The 15,609-nt window shown below is 50.1% G+C and carries 17 protein-coding genes; 9 read left to right on the top strand and 8 right to left on the bottom strand.

Annotated features, from left to right (window positions below; translation table 11 throughout):
* Positions 1–63: 63 nt before the first annotated feature.
* The 5 genes from B051_RS0119615 to mazG form a co-directional block, all read right to left on the bottom strand.
* Positions 64–894 carry an energy transducer TonB gene (locus tag B051_RS0119615; protein ID WP_018479938.1) on the bottom strand — a complete coding sequence of 277 codons (831 nt, stop codon included), beginning with the start codon at positions 892–894 and terminating at the stop codon, positions 64–66.
* 3 nt (positions 895–897) lie between these two features.
* Positions 898–1,419: an ExbD/TolR family protein gene (locus B051_RS0119610; protein WP_018479937.1), complete on the bottom strand. Its 522-nt coding sequence runs from the start codon at positions 1,417–1,419 to the stop codon at positions 898–900.
* A gap of 19 nt (positions 1,420–1,438) precedes the next feature.
* Positions 1,439–2,044, bottom strand: coding sequence for an ExbD/TolR family protein (locus B051_RS0119605; protein ID WP_018479936.1), 606 nt, complete (start codon positions 2,042–2,044; stop codon positions 1,439–1,441).
* A 25-nt stretch (positions 2,045–2,069) separates the two neighbouring features.
* Complete coding sequence (locus B051_RS0119600; protein ID WP_018479935.1) at positions 2,070–2,936, bottom strand: MotA/TolQ/ExbB proton channel family protein; 867 nt, start codon at positions 2,934–2,936, stop codon at positions 2,070–2,072.
* Between the two features lie 560 nt (positions 2,937–3,496).
* Complete coding sequence (mazG, locus tag B051_RS0119595; RefSeq protein WP_018479934.1) at positions 3,497–4,306, bottom strand: nucleoside triphosphate pyrophosphohydrolase; 810 nt, start codon at positions 4,304–4,306, stop codon at positions 3,497–3,499.
* Positions 4,307–4,526: 220 nt separating this feature from the next.
* Here mazG and glmM point away from each other — a divergent pair, with 220 nt between their 5' ends.
* The 3 genes from glmM to B051_RS0119575 all read left to right on the top strand — a co-directional run bounded on the left by glmM (position 4,527) and on the right by B051_RS0119575 (position 7,875).
* Positions 4,527–5,912 carry a phosphoglucosamine mutase gene (gene glmM, locus B051_RS0119590; RefSeq protein ID WP_026236550.1) on the top strand — a complete coding sequence of 462 codons (1,386 nt, stop codon included), beginning with the start codon at positions 4,527–4,529 and terminating at the stop codon, positions 5,910–5,912.
* A 142-nt stretch (positions 5,913–6,054) separates the two neighbouring features.
* Positions 6,055–7,197, top strand: a complete 1,143-nt coding sequence (locus tag B051_RS0119580) for a cysteine desulfurase family protein (RefSeq protein ID WP_018479931.1) — start codon at positions 6,055–6,057, stop codon at positions 7,195–7,197.
* 96 nt (positions 7,198–7,293) lie between these two features.
* Positions 7,294–7,875 carry an LOG family protein gene (locus B051_RS0119575; RefSeq protein ID WP_018479930.1) on the top strand — a complete coding sequence of 194 codons (582 nt, stop codon included), beginning with the start codon at positions 7,294–7,296 and terminating at the stop codon, positions 7,873–7,875.
* A gap of 213 nt (positions 7,876–8,088) precedes the next feature.
* Here B051_RS0119575 and hemH read toward each other — a convergent pair whose 3' ends face one another.
* Positions 8,089–9,117 carry a ferrochelatase gene (gene hemH / locus B051_RS0119570; protein ID WP_018479929.1) on the bottom strand — a complete coding sequence of 343 codons (1,029 nt, stop codon included), beginning with the start codon at positions 9,115–9,117 and terminating at the stop codon, positions 8,089–8,091.
* Positions 9,118–9,420: 303 nt separating this feature from the next.
* On the opposite strand from hemH, the gene era reads away from it, so the two are divergent.
* From era to B051_RS21680, 5 genes are all read left to right on the top strand, one after another.
* On the top strand, positions 9,421–10,308 hold the full coding sequence (gene era, locus B051_RS0119565) for a GTPase Era (protein WP_018479928.1): 888 nt from the start codon (positions 9,421–9,423) through the stop codon (positions 10,306–10,308).
* 63 nt (positions 10,309–10,371) lie between these two features.
* Entirely contained in the window at positions 10,372–11,685 is a 1,314-nt protein-coding gene (gene der / locus B051_RS0119560) for a ribosome biogenesis GTPase Der (protein ID WP_018479927.1), read from the top strand.
* 73 nt (positions 11,686–11,758) lie between these two features.
* On the top strand, positions 11,759–11,950 hold the full coding sequence (locus tag B051_RS0119555; protein ID WP_018479926.1) for a hypothetical protein: 192 nt from the start codon (positions 11,759–11,761) through the stop codon (positions 11,948–11,950).
* Between the two features lie 182 nt (positions 11,951–12,132).
* Positions 12,133–12,315 (top strand): hypothetical protein, encoded by a 183-nt coding sequence (locus B051_RS0119550; protein ID WP_018479925.1) that lies wholly within the window; start codon positions 12,133–12,135, stop codon positions 12,313–12,315.
* Positions 12,316–12,538: 223 nt separating this feature from the next.
* Positions 12,539–12,733, top strand: coding sequence for a hypothetical protein (locus tag B051_RS21680; protein WP_018479924.1), 195 nt, complete (start codon positions 12,539–12,541; stop codon positions 12,731–12,733).
* Positions 12,734–12,805: 72 nt separating this feature from the next.
* Here B051_RS21680 and B051_RS0119540 read toward each other — a convergent pair whose 3' ends face one another.
* Complete coding sequence (locus tag B051_RS0119540) at positions 12,806–13,375, bottom strand: hypothetical protein (protein WP_018479923.1); 570 nt, start codon at positions 13,373–13,375, stop codon at positions 12,806–12,808.
* A 252-nt stretch (positions 13,376–13,627) separates the two neighbouring features.
* Between B051_RS0119540 and B051_RS0119530 the strand changes: the two genes are divergently transcribed.
* Positions 13,628–14,713, top strand: coding sequence for a hypothetical protein (locus B051_RS0119530; protein WP_157579120.1), 1,086 nt, complete (start codon positions 13,628–13,630; stop codon positions 14,711–14,713).
* 56 nt (positions 14,714–14,769) lie between these two features.
* On the opposite strand, the gene murQ is transcribed toward B051_RS0119530, so the two are convergent.
* A complete protein-coding gene (murQ, locus tag B051_RS0119525) occupies positions 14,770–15,585 on the bottom strand; it encodes an N-acetylmuramic acid 6-phosphate etherase (protein ID WP_026236549.1) in 816 nt (271 codons plus the stop codon).
* Between the last annotated feature and the right edge of the window lie 24 nt (positions 15,586–15,609).

Below are 15,609 nucleotides of genomic sequence, written 5' to 3'. Positions count from 1 at the left end.
CAAGAACCTCTATAAAACAAAAAGGCCCTGACGTGCAGGGCCTTTTTGTTTTATAGAGTCTGATTACTTGATAGCAAATCGTACTGGCAAGGTATAGCGAACTGGTACCGTTCTACCATTCTGCTTGCCTGGCGACCATTTCGGCATTGTTTTTACAACGCGCATGGCCTCTTCGTCAGTACCTGAACCAAGGCTTTTCACCACCTGTATCTCAGATATCTCGCCTGTACGGCTAACAACAAAGGAAAGTACTACTAGACCTTCTACACCGGCACGTTGTGCTGCGGCTGGGTAGCGGATGTTCTTGCCAAGATACTTTAACATTTCGCTTTCACCACCTGGGAATTCAGGCATCTGCTCTACGTAAGTATAAGGCTTTTCTTCTACTACTTCTGCCACTACATCGCTTGTACCGTCGATGTCACCTAGGTCCATTGGGGCGCCTTTTACGCCTTCAACCGTTTCTGTTCCGATGTCAACGTCTTCTAATTCTGACTGATCAGGCACCTTCTCTTCTTCCTGAACCTCCTGGTCACGCTTCACAACTGGTGGCGTGAATTTCACCTGTGCACGCACGGGTGGCGGCGGCGGCGGAAGGTCTGGCGGCGGCGGCGGCGGCGGAGGCGGCGTTGCCTCATCAAGTGGTGGCGGCGGTGCTAGGTCTACTTCTGTTACAATTCGCTCTACCATTTGTGCTTCATCCTGGTCACCTTTAATCATTTTCGTAATCAAAGGTATACTGAGGAAGAGGAAGAACAGTGCAATTGCTACGGTTGCGGCAATTGTGATATGCTTGTTGTAAATTTTGCGAAGTAGGTAGGCACCGTACGCCCTGTTTCGTCCTTCGAAGACGATATCGTCGAGCGATGCTTTTGCTAACTTGCTAACTTCCATATCTTAGTTTCCTATTTGTTCTTGTACCAATTTCTTGTCTGACTCGGCAATATCTACCATGGCAAACCTCTTGGTATCCGTTATTTTTAACTCGTCCAGGATATCCACTACATTTTTGTATCGAGACTCCTCCATTGGCTTCACCATAACAGTCATCTTATCATTTGATTTCACCTGCGGTGACACCAAAACTTTGCGGATGCCGCCTGGTGAATAATTAGACTCGATTACTTCTGGATTATCTTCAGCCAATCCAAAGTAGTAGTACAGCTTGTCGTCCTCGCCAAGTAAAATAGTCATGGCGTTACTCGCTTTCAAAGCTATCTGCTCCTCTGGGTTGTCGACCTTCTTAGGCATGTTAATCTCCATGGTCTGAGGCTTGTTGAAGGTCGTGGTAAGCATGAAGAACGTAATCAGAAGGGCGGCAAGGTCTACCAACGGTGTCATGTCAATTTTGGTCGACTGGCGTTTGGCGCGTTTCTTGCCACCTTTGCCGGAGTCGGCCTGTTGTTGCATTTCTGCCATTTTCTTATCTCCTTTCTAATTATAGATTCGTTGGCTTTACCTCCATGTCAGTAATCAGGTTAAACCTGTCTACCTTCTTCTCCTGCAGGATGTCCATCACTCGCTTGATTGTTGGGTAGCTTGTGTCCTGGTCGCCCTTGATGGCAATTACCACCTGAGGGTTTGTAAGACGTGTCTGCAATACCCAATCACCTAATTCATTACGAGTAGAGTCAATCGGAATCCCCGGCTGGTTTACCTCCTTACGTGCATTTGACTCCATAGCCAGGAAAGATTTCAGTTGGCTTACCGGCACACCGAAGTTGCTTAGAAGAGAGAAAGTCTTCCTCTCTTCTGCGGTAAAGCCGACTCCATACTTACCTGCTATCTTATCAAGTAGTACTTCCTTTGTCTGCTGTCCGTCTACCCCAAAGAACACGCGGTCATTTTTGTCAACCGTAATTGTGATTACGTTTGTATCCGGGATCTTGATTTCTGAAGCAGATGAAGGTGTATCTACTATAACAGCCTCATCTGGTCTGGCTGTCGCAGTCAACATAAAGAAAGTAACCAGCAAGAAGAATAAGTCCACCATTGGCGTCATATCCAATGAAGGGTTCGTTCTTTTTACTTTTACTTTAGGCATCTTATCTGGTTAAATACGGTTTAACTTATACAGTGTGTGGTCTTGCAGCTGGTGTTTCGTGCTGAGCTGTGAAAGTAGACACCATGCTGAAGCCTGCTTCGTCGATGCCGTAAGTAAGCTCATCGATTTTGCTTGTAAAGTAGTTGTACGCGATAATCGCGAGAGTAGAACCAGTGATACCCAAGGCAGTGTTGATAAGGGCCTCAGAGATACCGTTTGCAAGAGCTACTGAGTCAGGAGCACCTGAAGTCGCAAGAGCCGAGAAGGCCTTAATCATACCAAGTACTGTACCAATCAGACCAACCAGTGTGGAGATAGAGGCGATAGTTGAGATAACTACCAGGTTTTTCTCCAGCATTGGCAGCTCAAGAGAAGTAGACTCTTCGATTTCCTTCTGGATAGTAGCTACTTTTTCTGCTTTCAGCAGTTCTGGCTCATGCTGCATTTCCTTGTACTTCAGCAGACCGGATTTCACTACGTTAGCAACGGATCCTTTCTGAGCATCGCAGGCAGCAATTGCGCCATTGATATCGTTCTGCTTCAGTCTAGCAGAAATAGTGCGCACAAACTGGGCAACACCTCCTTTGCCTTTTGCCTTGCTGATTGTCAGGGCACGCTCAATAGCGAAGATGAATACCAACAGGTTAAGAGCAAGCAAAACTGGTACTACCCAGCCACCTTTGTAAACAATTCCAAGATAGTTGCCCGGAAGCGGGTGGTTAGCTGGGTCGTTGCCTTCGAAGTTGGCAGGATTGCCAAAAACGAACATATAGATAAGCACAGAGGCTATCAACGCAAGCGGAATAACAATGCTCGCAAATACGCCGCCAATCGGGCTTGGGGTTTTTTCTACATTAGCATCTTTGCTCACTACTGCAGTCTTTTTTTCCATTTTGTTTAAAAGTTTAAAGTTTAGCTGTTTGTGTTGTAATAAAAAATGTTTGTGTAATGTAAGAATGTAATTGTTTCGGATTTAGTTCTTTAATGGTTTTGCAATTTCTGCTTTTTCTTCAATTTTCAAATGTTTTGGCGCCTTAAATTTTATAAATTCTATTTGTCGTACCTAAACTTATGCTGAATTACCTCTTAATAGTGTGGGTTATAACGGTAAATATTGCGCGTTTACAAATATATTTATTTTGACTTTCTATCCAAAGTTTAAACTTCATCTTCGCGCCTCGGCTACCCTTTGTAGGTGCTTCACTACAGCAAACCCGTATTTAGAGAGTCATTTCTGCAGACTTGACTGCGTATGAATCAGCTAGAAACTGTGCAATAGCCATGGAAGGTACGAATACCTTGTTAGCCGAGTTCGTTAATACGAGGGTAATGTCACTGGCAATTTAAACTAATAGGATGATTGCTTACTTACTTAATTAAGTCTGTTGGATGAAGATGGGGAGCATTGAAGGCATAAATATACACGCTCTAAACGAAAACCTATATGCAAGCCTACTGCTTTTTTGCTTCATTCCAATAAAAATCCATTTCTGTCAATGTCATGTCCTGCAGCCGTTTGCCTTCTTTCGCTGCCTCCCGCTCCATATACTTGAACCGGTCAATAAACTTAAGGTTGGTTTTCTCCAGCGCTTCTTCCGGGTTAATGTCGATAAAGCGGGCGAAGTTGATGAGTGAAAAGAGTAAATCACCAAACTCTGCCGTTGCTCTTGTATGGTCTATCGTGTTGGTGTCTAGAATGTTAAACTCCGATGCGAACTCGTTTAGTTCCTCCTGCACCTTTTCCCATACCTGAGATTTGTCGTCCCAGTCGAATCCGGCTCCCCTGGCCTTTTCTTGAATACGCATTGCTTTAACCAGTGCAGGAAGCGAGGCTGGCACGCCTCCTAACACCGATTTGTTGCCTTCCTTCAGCTTCAGCTTTTCCCAATTTTGTTTTACTTCCTCCTCAGTATTGGCAGTGGTATCTCCATAAATGTGCGGATGCCTGAATATGAGTTTCTCACACAGGGCGTTAAGCACATCTGCTATGTCGAACGTCTGTTGTTCTGAGGCTATCTTAGCATAAAACACCATGTGCAGCATGATGTCCCCAATCTCCTTCTTGATTTCGGGCATGTCCTCCCGCAGTATAGCGTCCGAAAGCTCATAGGTTTCCTCTATAGTGAGGTGGCGCAGGCTGTTCATGGTCTGCTTTCTGTCCCAAGGGCATTTTTCCCGCAATTCGTCCATCACGTCCAGTACCCGGTTAAAGGCCTGCAACTGCCTTCCGCGGGGGGTGTCATCAAAGTTTATGCTGTTCATAAAAGCAAATATAATAAAATCTGGGCGCAGGTAGCTTGTACTGCATGGTGTCTACGTGTGATGATGCATGGCTAATGTTTTTTCCATAAAATATTTTTGAAAAACATTGCAAGAGCCAATTGGCGCCTGCCTTAACAGTATGCCAGGGCACGAAAGGATAGAAAGTTCTCAGTATTAAAACCAAATTGTTATTTTTGCAGCCGAATAATATATACGACTAGTGGCTTTAATAAAATCAATTTCAGGAATAAGAGGTACGATAGGTGGACAGGCTGGAGACGCGCTCACACCTGTTGATGTGGTGAAATTTGCCGCAGCTTTCGGTACCTGGGTGTTACAGACCACCAATAATAACACCATCGTAGTAGGCCGCGATGCGCGCATCTCAGGTGACATGGTGAACAAATTGGTATGCGCCACCCTGCAGGGTTTGGGTATAAACGTGATTGACTTGGGCCTGTCCACCACGCCCACCGTGGAGATGGCGGTGCCGGCTCGCAAGGCAGGCGGTGGCATTATTCTCACTGCCAGCCACAACCCTAAACAATGGAATGCCCTGAAGTTGCTCAACCAGAAAGGTGAGTTTATATCGGATGTGGAAGGAAAGCTTGTGCTTGATTTAGCGGAGCAGGAGGCATTTGATTTTGCGCAGGTGAACGAACTGGGCAGCTACCAGCAAAGCAATGAAGACTTGAAGCAACACATCGACGCTATCCTGGCGCTGCCCTTGGTAGATGTGGATGCCATCAAAGCCAAAGATTTCAGTGTGGCCATTGACTGCGTGAATTCCAGCGGAGGTATAGCCCTCCCGATGCTGCTAGAAGCGCTGGGTGTTACCAAGATTGAAAAGCTTTTCTGCGAGCCCGATGGCAACTTCGCCCATAACCCGGAGCCGCTCCCCGAGAACCTGCGCGAAATCTCCCGCGTGATAGAGAAAGGAAAGTTTGATTTAGGTATAGTAGTAGACCCGGATGTGGATCGTTTGGCGCTCATCAATGAAGACGGCAGCATGTTTGGCGAGGAGTATACCTTGGTGGCCGTAGCCGATTACGTGCTGCAGAACCAGGTGGGGAACACCGTGTCAAACCTTTCCTCAACCAGGGCTTTGCGTGATGTGACCGAGAAAGCCGGTGGCAGCTATTATGCAGCAGCGGTGGGAGAGGTGAACGTGGTGAACATGATGAAAGCCCAGAATGCCATTATCGGTGGTGAGGGCAATGGAGGCATCATCTACCCTGAGCTGCACTACGGCCGTGATGCCTTGGTAGGTATAGCCCTGTTCTTGACGCACCTGGCAAAGTCCGGCATGAGCATGACACGCCTGCGCGCCTCATACCCAAGCTACTTCATCTCCAAGAACAAAATCGAACTGACGCCGGAGGTGAACGTGGACCAGGTGCTACAGCAGATGCAGGAACGCTACGCCAAGCAGCCTATCAATACGATAGACGGTGTAAAGATAGAGTTCGGGAAAGAATGGGTGCACCTGCGCAAGTCCAACACGGAGCCTATCATCCGAATTTATGCTGAGTCAGAGAGTAACGCCACGGCAGACCACCTGGCGAACAAAATCATCAACGACATCCGGGAAATTATTTCCATATAGGTATAATGGGCTGTTGTTGCACATGTAAGTTACAATAAGCTAGACCTGTTGCGCCAGGGCAAGAGAAGCATATTCTTTGCCCTGGCGCAACTTTTTTTGATACTTTAGTAGTTCGATTAGAATAAGATAAAAAAACAAAGACATGCGCGTTTACCTAGACAATGCTGCTACCACTCCACTAGATAAGGAGGTTTTTGACACGATGGCGCCATTCATGCTGGAGCATTTCGGCAACCCCTCGTCCATACATTCGCATGGGCGTGAGGTGAGGTCAGCCATTGAAAAGGCCCGGAAAACAGTGGCGACGCTGCTGAATACCTCGCCTGCCGAAGTCTTCTTTACTTCAGGTGGCACCGAGGCGGATAACGCAGCCATAGTCTGCACGTGCCGCTCATTAGGTATAAAGCATGCCATCTCAACCAAGTTGGAGCACCACGCAGTACTGCATACCATGGAGATGCTGGAGAAGAGCGGCGATGTACAGGTAAGCTACCTGCGCCACGACGAGCGCGGCGTGCTGGACTTGGAGCATCTGGAGGAACTGTTGGCTAGCCAGCCACGCACCTTGGTGTCCATCATGCATGCCAACAACGAGATTGGCACCCTGAACGACATCCAGACCATTGGTGAAATCTGCAGGAAATATGATGCCATCTTCCATTCTGACACCGTGCAGACCATGGGCCATTACAAGCACGACCTGCAGCAGCTAGGAGCTAACTTCATAGTGGGTTCTGCGCACAAGTTCCATGGGCCAAAAGGCGTTGGTTTCCTGTACTGCGACGCGGGCACCAAGATACAGCCATTAATTCAGGGAGGTGCACAGGAGCGTAACATGCGAGGCGGCACCGAGAACGTATATGGCATCATCGGGCTGGCCAAGGCGATGGAGATTGCTTACCGCGATATGGGCGAGCATGCCAGGCACATACAAGGGCTGAAGGACCGCATGGTTCACAAGCTAAGGGAGCAACTGGAGGACGTGAGCTTCAATGGCATGTCGGAGTTCGGCGACAAGAGCCTGTACACGGTGCTCAATGTGAGCCTGCCCGCCTCTGACATCAACGAGATGCTGCTCTTCAGCCTGGACATCAACAAGATTTCAGCTTCTGGCGGAAGCGCCTGCAGCAGTGGAGCCAATGCGGGTTCGCACGTACTGCGTGCCCTTGGCACAGACCCAGCGCGTGGCAACATCCGTTTTTCTTTCAGCAAGTACAACACCGCCGAGGAGATTGACTACGCCGTGGAGACGCTGGCGAAGATGTACAAAAAGATACCGGCGTAGTAACTGAAATTTATAATGAAAAGCGAAGGCCTCAGCAGCAATGTTGGAGCCTTTGTTTATACCTGATACAATAGACTAAGCAGACAAGTATAGCAGATGAAGAGTATAGGAGTGTTTTGTGGCGCCAACACAGGGAACCAAGCAGTATACCAGGAGGCATCGGAGAGACTAGGCAGTTTGATGGCAGCCCAAGGTATAAAATTGGTGTTTGGTGGCGGGAAGGTAGGTTTGATGGGGACCATTGCAGATGCCGTGCTGGCAGCAGGGGGCGTCGCTATTGGTGTCATACCTCAGAGCTTGGTGGACAAAGAAGTGGCGCATACCCGCCTGCAGGAACTGCATGTGGTGCAGACCATGCACGAGCGCAAAGCCATGATGGCAGCCCGCTCCGATGCTTTTATCGCCATGCCGGGAGGCTTCGGTACTTTTGACGAAATCTGCGAAATCATTACCTGGAACCAACTGGGTATTATCAAAAAGCCTGTGGCCTTTTACAACATCAATGGCTACTATGACAGGTTCTTCGACATGATAAATCATACCGTTGCAGAGGGATTCGTGAAGCTGGACCAGCGGCAGAACTTGATAGTGGAGTCAGATGCGGAGATGCTATTGCAGAAACTGAGAGCCTATGCTGATGCCACTTCCGATTACTGGATTGACTTCAAACGGATTTAGTGGTTGATTTTTGCTGCGCTTTTTTTCAATACAAGGTATAAGTGCTTTACCTATACCTTGTATAGTCCTCAGGTCCCACAGGTACATGATTACATTAATGTAGGAGGGCCGCTGCGATTCCGCAGCGGCCCTCTTTTTTATATTTATAACTGCTCGTATACCTATACCTGCTCGAGCTCTCACATCAGGTTACGTCAATTCAGGCGCTTCTCGCTAGTTCCGCAGCACCATCTCCTTCACGGCATCCACCCACATAGGCTCAGAGTTCAGGCTTTCCACGAGTTGCCATTTCTCTCCGCCTGCTTCCAGAAACATCTCTTTGAATTCCTCGCCCACCTCAATGGTTGTCTCCAGGCAGTCTGCCACAAAGGCGGGGCTATACGCCAATACCTTTTTGATGCCTCTCTCCGGCAGTGTCTTCAGCACCTCGTCGGTATAAGGCTGCAGCCACGGGTCTTTCAGCAGCCTGGACTGGAAGGTGACTGTATATTGGTCTTCGCTTAGGCCCAACTCTGCCGCCAGTAGCCTGGAGGTGGCAAAACAGGAGGCGCGGTAGCAGTACTTGTTACGCTTGTTGTAGCTGTTGCAGCAGGCACCAAGCTGGCAATAGCCTTTGTCGCTGCCTTTCAGCACCTGGCGCTCGGGCAGGCCATGGTAGCTGAAAATCACGTGGTCGTAGGCGTCCTGCGCCATGTGCTGCTTGCCCAACTCTGCAAAGCATTTGATGAAGCCGGGGTCATCGCAGAAGGTGGAGATGAAGTTTATGCTAGGTATAACCCACCACTCTTTCACAATTTCCATCACTTTATCCTGCACCGAGCCAGTAGAGGCAGCCGCATACTGCGGGAACAGCGGCAGCACGATGATGCGGTCCACGCTCTGCTCGCGTAGCTCCTCCAGTGCACTGGCTATACTGGGGCTCTGGTAGCGCATACCAAACGCCACATAATAGCCGTTGCCGAGCGCATCCTGCAGCTTCTTCTGCAGGTCCAGCCCGTGGTAAAGGAGTGGGGAGCCACGTTCCGTCCAGAGTTGCTTGTATACCTTGGCAGATTTTGGGGCGCGGAATGGAGCAATGACACCATTCACCAATGCATAGCGTCCCACAGGATTTATGTCGATTACGCGCGGGTCCAGGAGAAACTCGCGCAGGTATTTCCTTACGTCAGGAGTGTTGGGGGTGTCCGGTGTACCCAGGTTCACCAGCAAAACCCCAATCTTTCCGGTTGCTTTCTTGCTCATCTATACTTTAAAGTGCTTTTGCCTTACAAAGATACGAAGTATAACCTGTTAGTTGGATATTGATAATTTCTATGCCTTCATAGATGCTGGGCAGAGGATAAAGCGGAAACCAGGCAAAATGTTTTGGTGACGTTCTGTCCCTGCCGCTTTTTAAATCTGTGGTGAAAGATTCATGTCTGCATCCTGAAGCTGCTAATGTCTACACCAGTCGGAGGAGTAGAGTTCACACTTCAAATCGAAATCCGCACATTTTCACCACGTTTCGTAAAAAAGGAGTAATTTTGCATCCTTAAATTTTACAACATGTCTGATACTTCGCACAAAGCCGGTTTTGTAAGTATAGTGGGAAAGCCGAACGTGGGCAAGTCTACGCTCATGAACGCCCTGGTAGGGGAGAAGCTGTCCATCATCACTTCCAAGGCCCAGACCACGCGGCACCGCATCATGGGCATCCTGAACGGCGAAGATTTCCAGATTGTGTATTCTGACACGCCGGGCATCATCAAGCCGCAGTATGCTTTGCATGAGTCCATGATGAGTTTCGTGCGAACCTCGCTGGAGGACGCCGACATCATCCTGTTCGTGACGGACATCTACGAAAAGCACGACGAGGACGATGTAATCAAGCGCCTGCAGCACGCCGAGGTGCCGATTCTGCTGCTCATCAACAAAATTGACCAGGCTACGGAGGAGGAAGTGAACGAGAAGGTGGCTTACTGGCAGGAGAAGATGAACCCGACTGAAATACATCCGATTTCGGCCTTGCATAATTTCGGGGTAGAGCAGTTGTTCAACCGCTTGATGGAGTTATTGCCGGAGCATCCCGCTTTTTATCCCAAAGATGAACTGACGGACAAGCCGGAGCGTTTCTTTGTGTCGGAGATTATCCGAGAGAAGATTTTCCTCAATTACAAGAAGGAGATTCCCTACAGCTGCGAAGTGGTGGTGGAGGAGTTCAAGGAAGAAGAGGATATCATCCGCATCAGGGCCGAAATCAGCGTGGAGCGCAAAAGCCAGAAAGGCATTGTGATTGGCCACAAGGGCGAAGCGCTGAAGAAGGTAGGCACACAGGCCCGCCTGGATATGGAGCAGTTTTTCCAGAAAAAAATATTTCTTGATTTATACGTGCGCGTGAACGAGAACTGGCGAACCGACCAGAAGCTACTACGCCGATTCGGCTACAGCGAGTAGCGCACTATTAAAGCTTCGGGGCAAGGCGCTCCGGGGGCACTTTAACTATTTTATTTTTATTAGATGTCAACCAACATCATTGCAATCGTAGGACGCCCGAACGTGGGCAAGTCTACACTTTTCAACCGCTTAGTCGGACGCCGGCAGGCCATCATGGACAACGAGAGCGGCGTGACCCGCGACCGCAGCTACGGCCACGGCGACTGGACAGGCAAGTATTACACCGTGATTGACACAGGTGGCTACGTACACGGCTCCGACGATATATTCGAAGGAGAAATCAACAAGCAGGTAGAATTGGCCATCAAAGAGGCTGATGTTATCCTGTTCATGGTGGATGTGGATGCCGGCCTGACCGGGCTGGACGAAGAGTTCGCCAACGTGCTGCGCCGCACCGACAAGCCCATTTACATAGTAGCCAACAAAGCCGACACCAATGCCCGCGCGCACCAGATTGGCGAGTTCTATTCGCTGGGCGTAGGTATAGATATTTTCCCGGTATCGTCACAGAGCGGCTCCGGAACAGGCGAGCTGCTGGACGAGGTGGTAAAGCACTTTAAAACCGAAGGCACGGAAGACCCGGATGCAGGTATACCTAGACTGGCTGTGCTAGGCCGACCAAACGTGGGAAAATCCTCGTTCGTGAACATGCTGCTGGGTGTGGAACGCAACATCGTGACGGACATTGCCGGTACCACCCGCGACGCCATCGACTCCCGCTACAACGCCTTCGGCAAAGAGTTCATCATCGTAGACACGGCCGGTCTGCGCCGCAAGAGCAAAGTGAGCGAAGACATCGAGTTCTACTCCGTGATGCGCTCGGTGCGCGCCCTAGAGGATGCCGATGTATGTATCGTGATGCTGGATGCCACCCGAGGTGTGGAGTCCCAGGACGTGAACATCATCACACTGGCTGAAAAGAACCGCAAGGGCATCGTGATTCTGGTGAACAAGTGGGACCTGGTGGAGAAGGATACGCACTCTACCAAGCACTTTGAGGAGGCGATACTGGAGGCGATTGCGCCAATCAAGTATGTTCCTGTCATCTTCACCTCGGTGGTGACGAAGCAGCGGGTGCACAAAGCCATTGAGACGGCGATGGAGGTATACGAGCAGAAAACGCGCAAAATACCTACTTCCAAGCTGAACGACCTGATACTACCAGACATCGAGCGCTACCCGCCGCCGTCTGTAAAGGGCAAGTTCATCAAAATCAAGTACGTGACGCAACTGCCTACGCACAACCCGACGTTTGCGTTCTTCTGTAACCTGCCGCAGTACGTGAAGGAACCCTACGCCCGCTACCTGGAAAACAGCATCCGGAAGCACTTCGGCTTTGAGGGTGTGCCTATCAAAGTGTTGTTCAAGAAAAAATAGGTTCCAAGTATATTAACATATGAAAATATTTAAGTAAACTTGAAGCTTCATTTTCATAAAATAACAAAACAACATGAAAAAGGTATTTGGCTTACTATTCGTTGCTGGTCTTTTCGCTTTCGCGTCTTGCAACAGCGCAGAAGAAACTGCAACTGAGGTTGAATCTACTGAGACAGTAGAGGAAGTAGAAGTGACTGACGTAGACACAGCTGCTACTACAGTTGACACTACTGCTACTCCTGTTGATACAACGCAGGTTCAGTAATCAGCAACAGTACCAAACATCGCTCCGGCCTGGCCGGGGCTAAGGAAAGCACTCTTCGGGGTGCTTTCCTTATTTAACACAACCAAGGTTATGGGCTAGCGTATTGGTGTCCGTGATGTAGTGCCGGAAAAGCCGCTAAGGCTTTTGCGGCACTACATCACATTCACTTAAACCTAAACTACATGAAAAAGCCAATCTATTTTTTGATGGTCGCAGGTCTGTTCACGTTCGCATCATGCGAGTCGCGTGAGGAGAACAGAGCCGAAGAAGGTATGGAAGAAGTGGAAGGCGCTGCCGAAGAGGCAGGAGATGAAGTAGAAGAAGCCGCCGACGAAGCAGAAGATGCCACAGACCGCAATAACTAACACGACACTTGACAGCAGGACCCAAAAAGTCCTGCTGTTTCAGTTGGATGCGTACCCTGCTGCTCGGGTATGACGGGGTAGGGAAGGCTCTTTACGATACGATTTATATATATACCTAAACCAATGTTGGCAACCTGCGTATTGCCTTTCAAGCTACTGTGCAGGAGGTGGTGCACGCAGCTACAACCAATCATTTTTCCACCATCACCCTAAATCCATAAACATGAAAAAGTCAATTTACCTTTTCCTGGCCGCTGGTCTTTTCACTTTCACATTCGCGTCTTGCGACTCACCAGCCGATGAAAGAGCTGACCAAGTAGAAGATTCTGCAGAACAGCAGGCAGACCAGATTGAAGAAGCCGGTGAGCAGGAAGCTGACCGCATTGAAGACGGCGACACGACTGCAGTAGTTCAGTAGGCTGCCTTCAGGTATAAAATCAAAAGAGCGGGCTCGTCACGAGCCCGCTCTTTTGATTTTGGCTTGGACCCACTACGCGCCCAGTCGCTTCTGAATCATACTGTTAACCAGACTGAAAAGCCGCTTGGGGGTATAGGTGCGCCAGTGCACATCGTCAAGAGTGCCGCCGTAATTGATGTAGGAGTCAAGGTTGTAGCTGCGCATCTCGCTCAGCACGAAATCGCGGAAGCTGATGGCCGCAATCCAGCCTTCCTCCACATCCTCAAACCACTCTTCGTAGTAGTCGTCCTCGGAGCCATGGAAGTTGAAGACGTTCTCGCCAATCAGGATGAAGTGTTTGATGCCCTCCTGCACCAGCGGGTCTATGATGTTGCGCTTGAGTTTCATGATGTCGTTGTTCAAGGCGTCGTTCCACTCGCCAATGAACTCGATGATGGTATAGCCCTTGTCGTAGTCGGTATAGAGAATCTTCAGGTATAGCGTTTCGGAGTCGATGTCGTCCCACTGCGGATGGATGTAGTAGCCGTAGATGGTATTGGTATAGTGCGTGAGGCTGTTCTCGGCGCCATACAGCGGGGACCGGGGGTCGTCAGTGGCAGAATACAGCTCCAGCCAGTTATAAAAGGGTTCTATCGTATGCATAAAATTGGCCGTCTTTGCAGTAGGTCGGATTTGATTTATCTACTTAAAGCATCTGCTCAAAGTTGGCAATAGTGATTGGTTTTTGCACATTTGTAGAGGGTGCTAACACCACCTGCACCACAAAATGCGCCAACGACTCAACTCTGCCGCTGCCTTGCAGGTATAAACAGGTAAAATTTGGCGCCGCCTATGCGAACGCTCCTTAGCACGCGTTATTAACTTTATGTTCCCCTTGATAACACCCTTTGCTACATGATGCCACGATTGAAACCACTTCTTGCCATACCATTGTTCCTACTGCTGCTGCTTTCCTGCCCCATCACAGGATACGGTACCAGCGTGGCAGGGCCAGACTATGTGAAGGTATACCACCCGCTCATCAACCAGGCCGAGCGCCTGATTCAGGGCAAGGACTACGCCGGTGCTTTGGATGCCTACCGAACTGCTTTTTCGGCTGTGCCCAGGGCCTTTGCAAGAGATTACTACAATGCCGCCACCTGCGCCATGCTCACCGAGAATGAGAAACTCACCATCAAGTACCTGGAGAAGCTGGTGGAGAAAGGGGTGAGCCTGGAGTACCTGGAGAAACAGGAGGCTTTCGCTCCGCTGCAGGAGAAAAAGAGCTGGAAGAAGTTTGTGAAGAAGTACCCGAAGCGGCGCAAGGAATTCCGGGAGACTGCCGACCTGGATTTGCGTGCCGATTTGGATGAGCTGTGGGCGCGCGACCAGTACTTCCGGCAGGCGAAGGGAGGTTTGAAAGTGCACGGCGACACGCTGCGCAAGATAGAGGCCGACAACGTGAAAAAGCTCCTCGCCTGGATGGAACAGCACGGCGGTTTCCCGGATGAGAACCTGATAGGCGTGGCCGATACCCTGGAGCAGCTGCCTCGCTTCAGCATTGTGATACAAAGGCAGACGGTGGCCCGCAATGGGTATGACTTTACGCCGGTACTGACCAAAGCCGTGCACGACGGTAGGCTCGACCCGCATGCTGCCGCCTACCTGATGGACCAGCAGCAGGGCAAAAACCTGTATAAGTCGAAGATACTGGCCAAAGTGAATTGCAACAAGCCCAAGGACTGCGAGGAAGACGAGGAACTGGGGAACGTCAGCAACCGCTACCTGACCGAGCGGATAAGCGAGACCGAGGAGGAGAAGGTGAACGAGATGCGTGCCGCCCTAGGCTTGGAAACCGTTGCCGACTACCGTACCAAGATGCTATACGCTACAGGAGACCCACGCTTCAAACTGGGATATGATTGGGCCGTTGTAAACTACAAAGTGCCAAGCAAAGAGGCAGCCAAGGTGCTGACAGAACGCTTGGTAGCGGCAGAGTAACAACAAAAGACATATCAAACAGGAAGAGGGCAGCTGAATGGCTGCCCTCTTCCTGTTTATTCCTTTTCTCCATTTCGGTAGGCTTCAATGGCCGCCCGCACGCTGCCATACTTCTGGAGCAGGGCGGCTGCCTCGGGCTTTGTGAGTTGCAGTTCCTCCATTAGCATGCGGGTGCCGCGCTCCACTAGCTTGTGGTTGGACAGCTGCATATCCACCATCTTGTTGCCTTTCACGTGTCCCAGTTGTACCATGGTGGCGGTGGTCAGCATGTTCAGGACGAGCTTCTGCGCCGTTCCGGCCTTCATACGGGTGCTGCCGGTCACAAATTCAGGACCCGTGAAGATTTCAACGGGGTAGTCAGCCTCAGCGGCGATTGGACTGTTGGCGTTGCAGACGATGCAGCCAGTGGCTATACCTCTGCTGCGGCAGGCTTGCAGTCCACCTACCACGTAGGGGGTGCTGCCTGAGGCGGCTATACCTACCACTATGTCCTGCTCCGTCACCTGGTGCTCCTGCAGGTCCTTCCAAGCCTGTGTGGTGTCGTCCTCTGCGAACTCCACGGCCTTGCGTATGGCGCCGTCTCCGCCGGCAATGATGCCTATGATCAGGCCATGGGGCACACCGTAGGTAGGAGGGCACTCAGATGCATCTACTATACCTAGCCTGCCACTTGTGCCGGCGCCTATGTAAAAGAGCCGGCCCCCTTGCTTCAGCCTATCCACGGTGGCGTTTACCAGCGCCTCTACCTGAGGAATGGCGCGCTCTACCGCAAGAGGAACGGATTGGTCTTCCCGGTTTATGTTCTCCAGGAGCTCCCGCAGGGGCATGCTCTCCAGGCCGTCATAGTTCGATGCAGATTCGGTTGTAGACACTTTCTATCAGTATAAAATGAATTC

It is taken from the genome of Pontibacter roseus DSM 17521, assembly GCF_000373265.1.
In the GTDB taxonomy this organism is placed as follows: domain Bacteria; phylum Bacteroidota; class Bacteroidia; order Cytophagales; family Hymenobacteraceae; genus Pontibacter; species Pontibacter roseus.
Note: the sequence above shows the minus strand (reverse complement) of the source record. Positions and strands in the feature narration are given on the sequence as shown.

What these genes read in the sequence shown, in the direction of transcription:
- B051_RS0119600 (WP_018479935.1), bottom strand. Translation starts at nt 2,936, where the DNA reads ATGGAAAAAAAGACTGCAGTAGTGAGCAAAGATGCTAATGTAGAAAAA.
- era (WP_018479928.1), top strand. Translation starts at nt 9,421, where the DNA reads ATGTCTGATACTTCGCACAAAGCCGGTTTTGTAAGTATAGTGGGAAAG.
- mazG (WP_018479934.1), bottom strand. Translation starts at nt 4,306, where the DNA reads ATGAACAGCATAAACTTTGATGACACCCCCCGCGGAAGGCAGTTGCAG.
- B051_RS21680 (WP_018479924.1), top strand. Translation starts at nt 12,539, where the DNA reads ATGAAAAAGTCAATTTACCTTTTCCTGGCCGCTGGTCTTTTCACTTTC.
- B051_RS0119610 (WP_018479937.1), bottom strand. Translation starts at nt 1,419, where the DNA reads ATGGCAGAAATGCAACAACAGGCCGACTCCGGCAAAGGTGGCAAGAAA.
- der (WP_018479927.1), top strand. Translation starts at nt 10,372, where the DNA reads ATGTCAACCAACATCATTGCAATCGTAGGACGCCCGAACGTGGGCAAG.
- B051_RS0119575 (WP_018479930.1), top strand. Translation starts at nt 7,294, where the DNA reads ATGAAGAGTATAGGAGTGTTTTGTGGCGCCAACACAGGGAACCAAGCA.
- B051_RS0119530 (WP_157579120.1), top strand. Translation starts at nt 13,628, where the DNA reads ATGATGCCACGATTGAAACCACTTCTTGCCATACCATTGTTCCTACTG.
- B051_RS0119550 (WP_018479925.1), top strand. Translation starts at nt 12,133, where the DNA reads ATGAAAAAGCCAATCTATTTTTTGATGGTCGCAGGTCTGTTCACGTTC.
- B051_RS0119555 (WP_018479926.1), top strand. Translation starts at nt 11,759, where the DNA reads ATGAAAAAGGTATTTGGCTTACTATTCGTTGCTGGTCTTTTCGCTTTC.
- B051_RS0119580 (WP_018479931.1), top strand. Translation starts at nt 6,055, where the DNA reads ATGCGCGTTTACCTAGACAATGCTGCTACCACTCCACTAGATAAGGAG.
- hemH (WP_018479929.1), bottom strand. Translation starts at nt 9,117, where the DNA reads ATGAGCAAGAAAGCAACCGGAAAGATTGGGGTTTTGCTGGTGAACCTG.
- B051_RS0119605 (WP_018479936.1), bottom strand. Translation starts at nt 2,044, where the DNA reads ATGCCTAAAGTAAAAGTAAAAAGAACGAACCCTTCATTGGATATGACG.
- B051_RS0119540 (WP_018479923.1), bottom strand. Translation starts at nt 13,375, where the DNA reads ATGCATACGATAGAACCCTTTTATAACTGGCTGGAGCTGTATTCTGCC.
- B051_RS0119615 (WP_018479938.1), bottom strand. Translation starts at nt 894, where the DNA reads ATGGAAGTTAGCAAGTTAGCAAAAGCATCGCTCGACGATATCGTCTTC.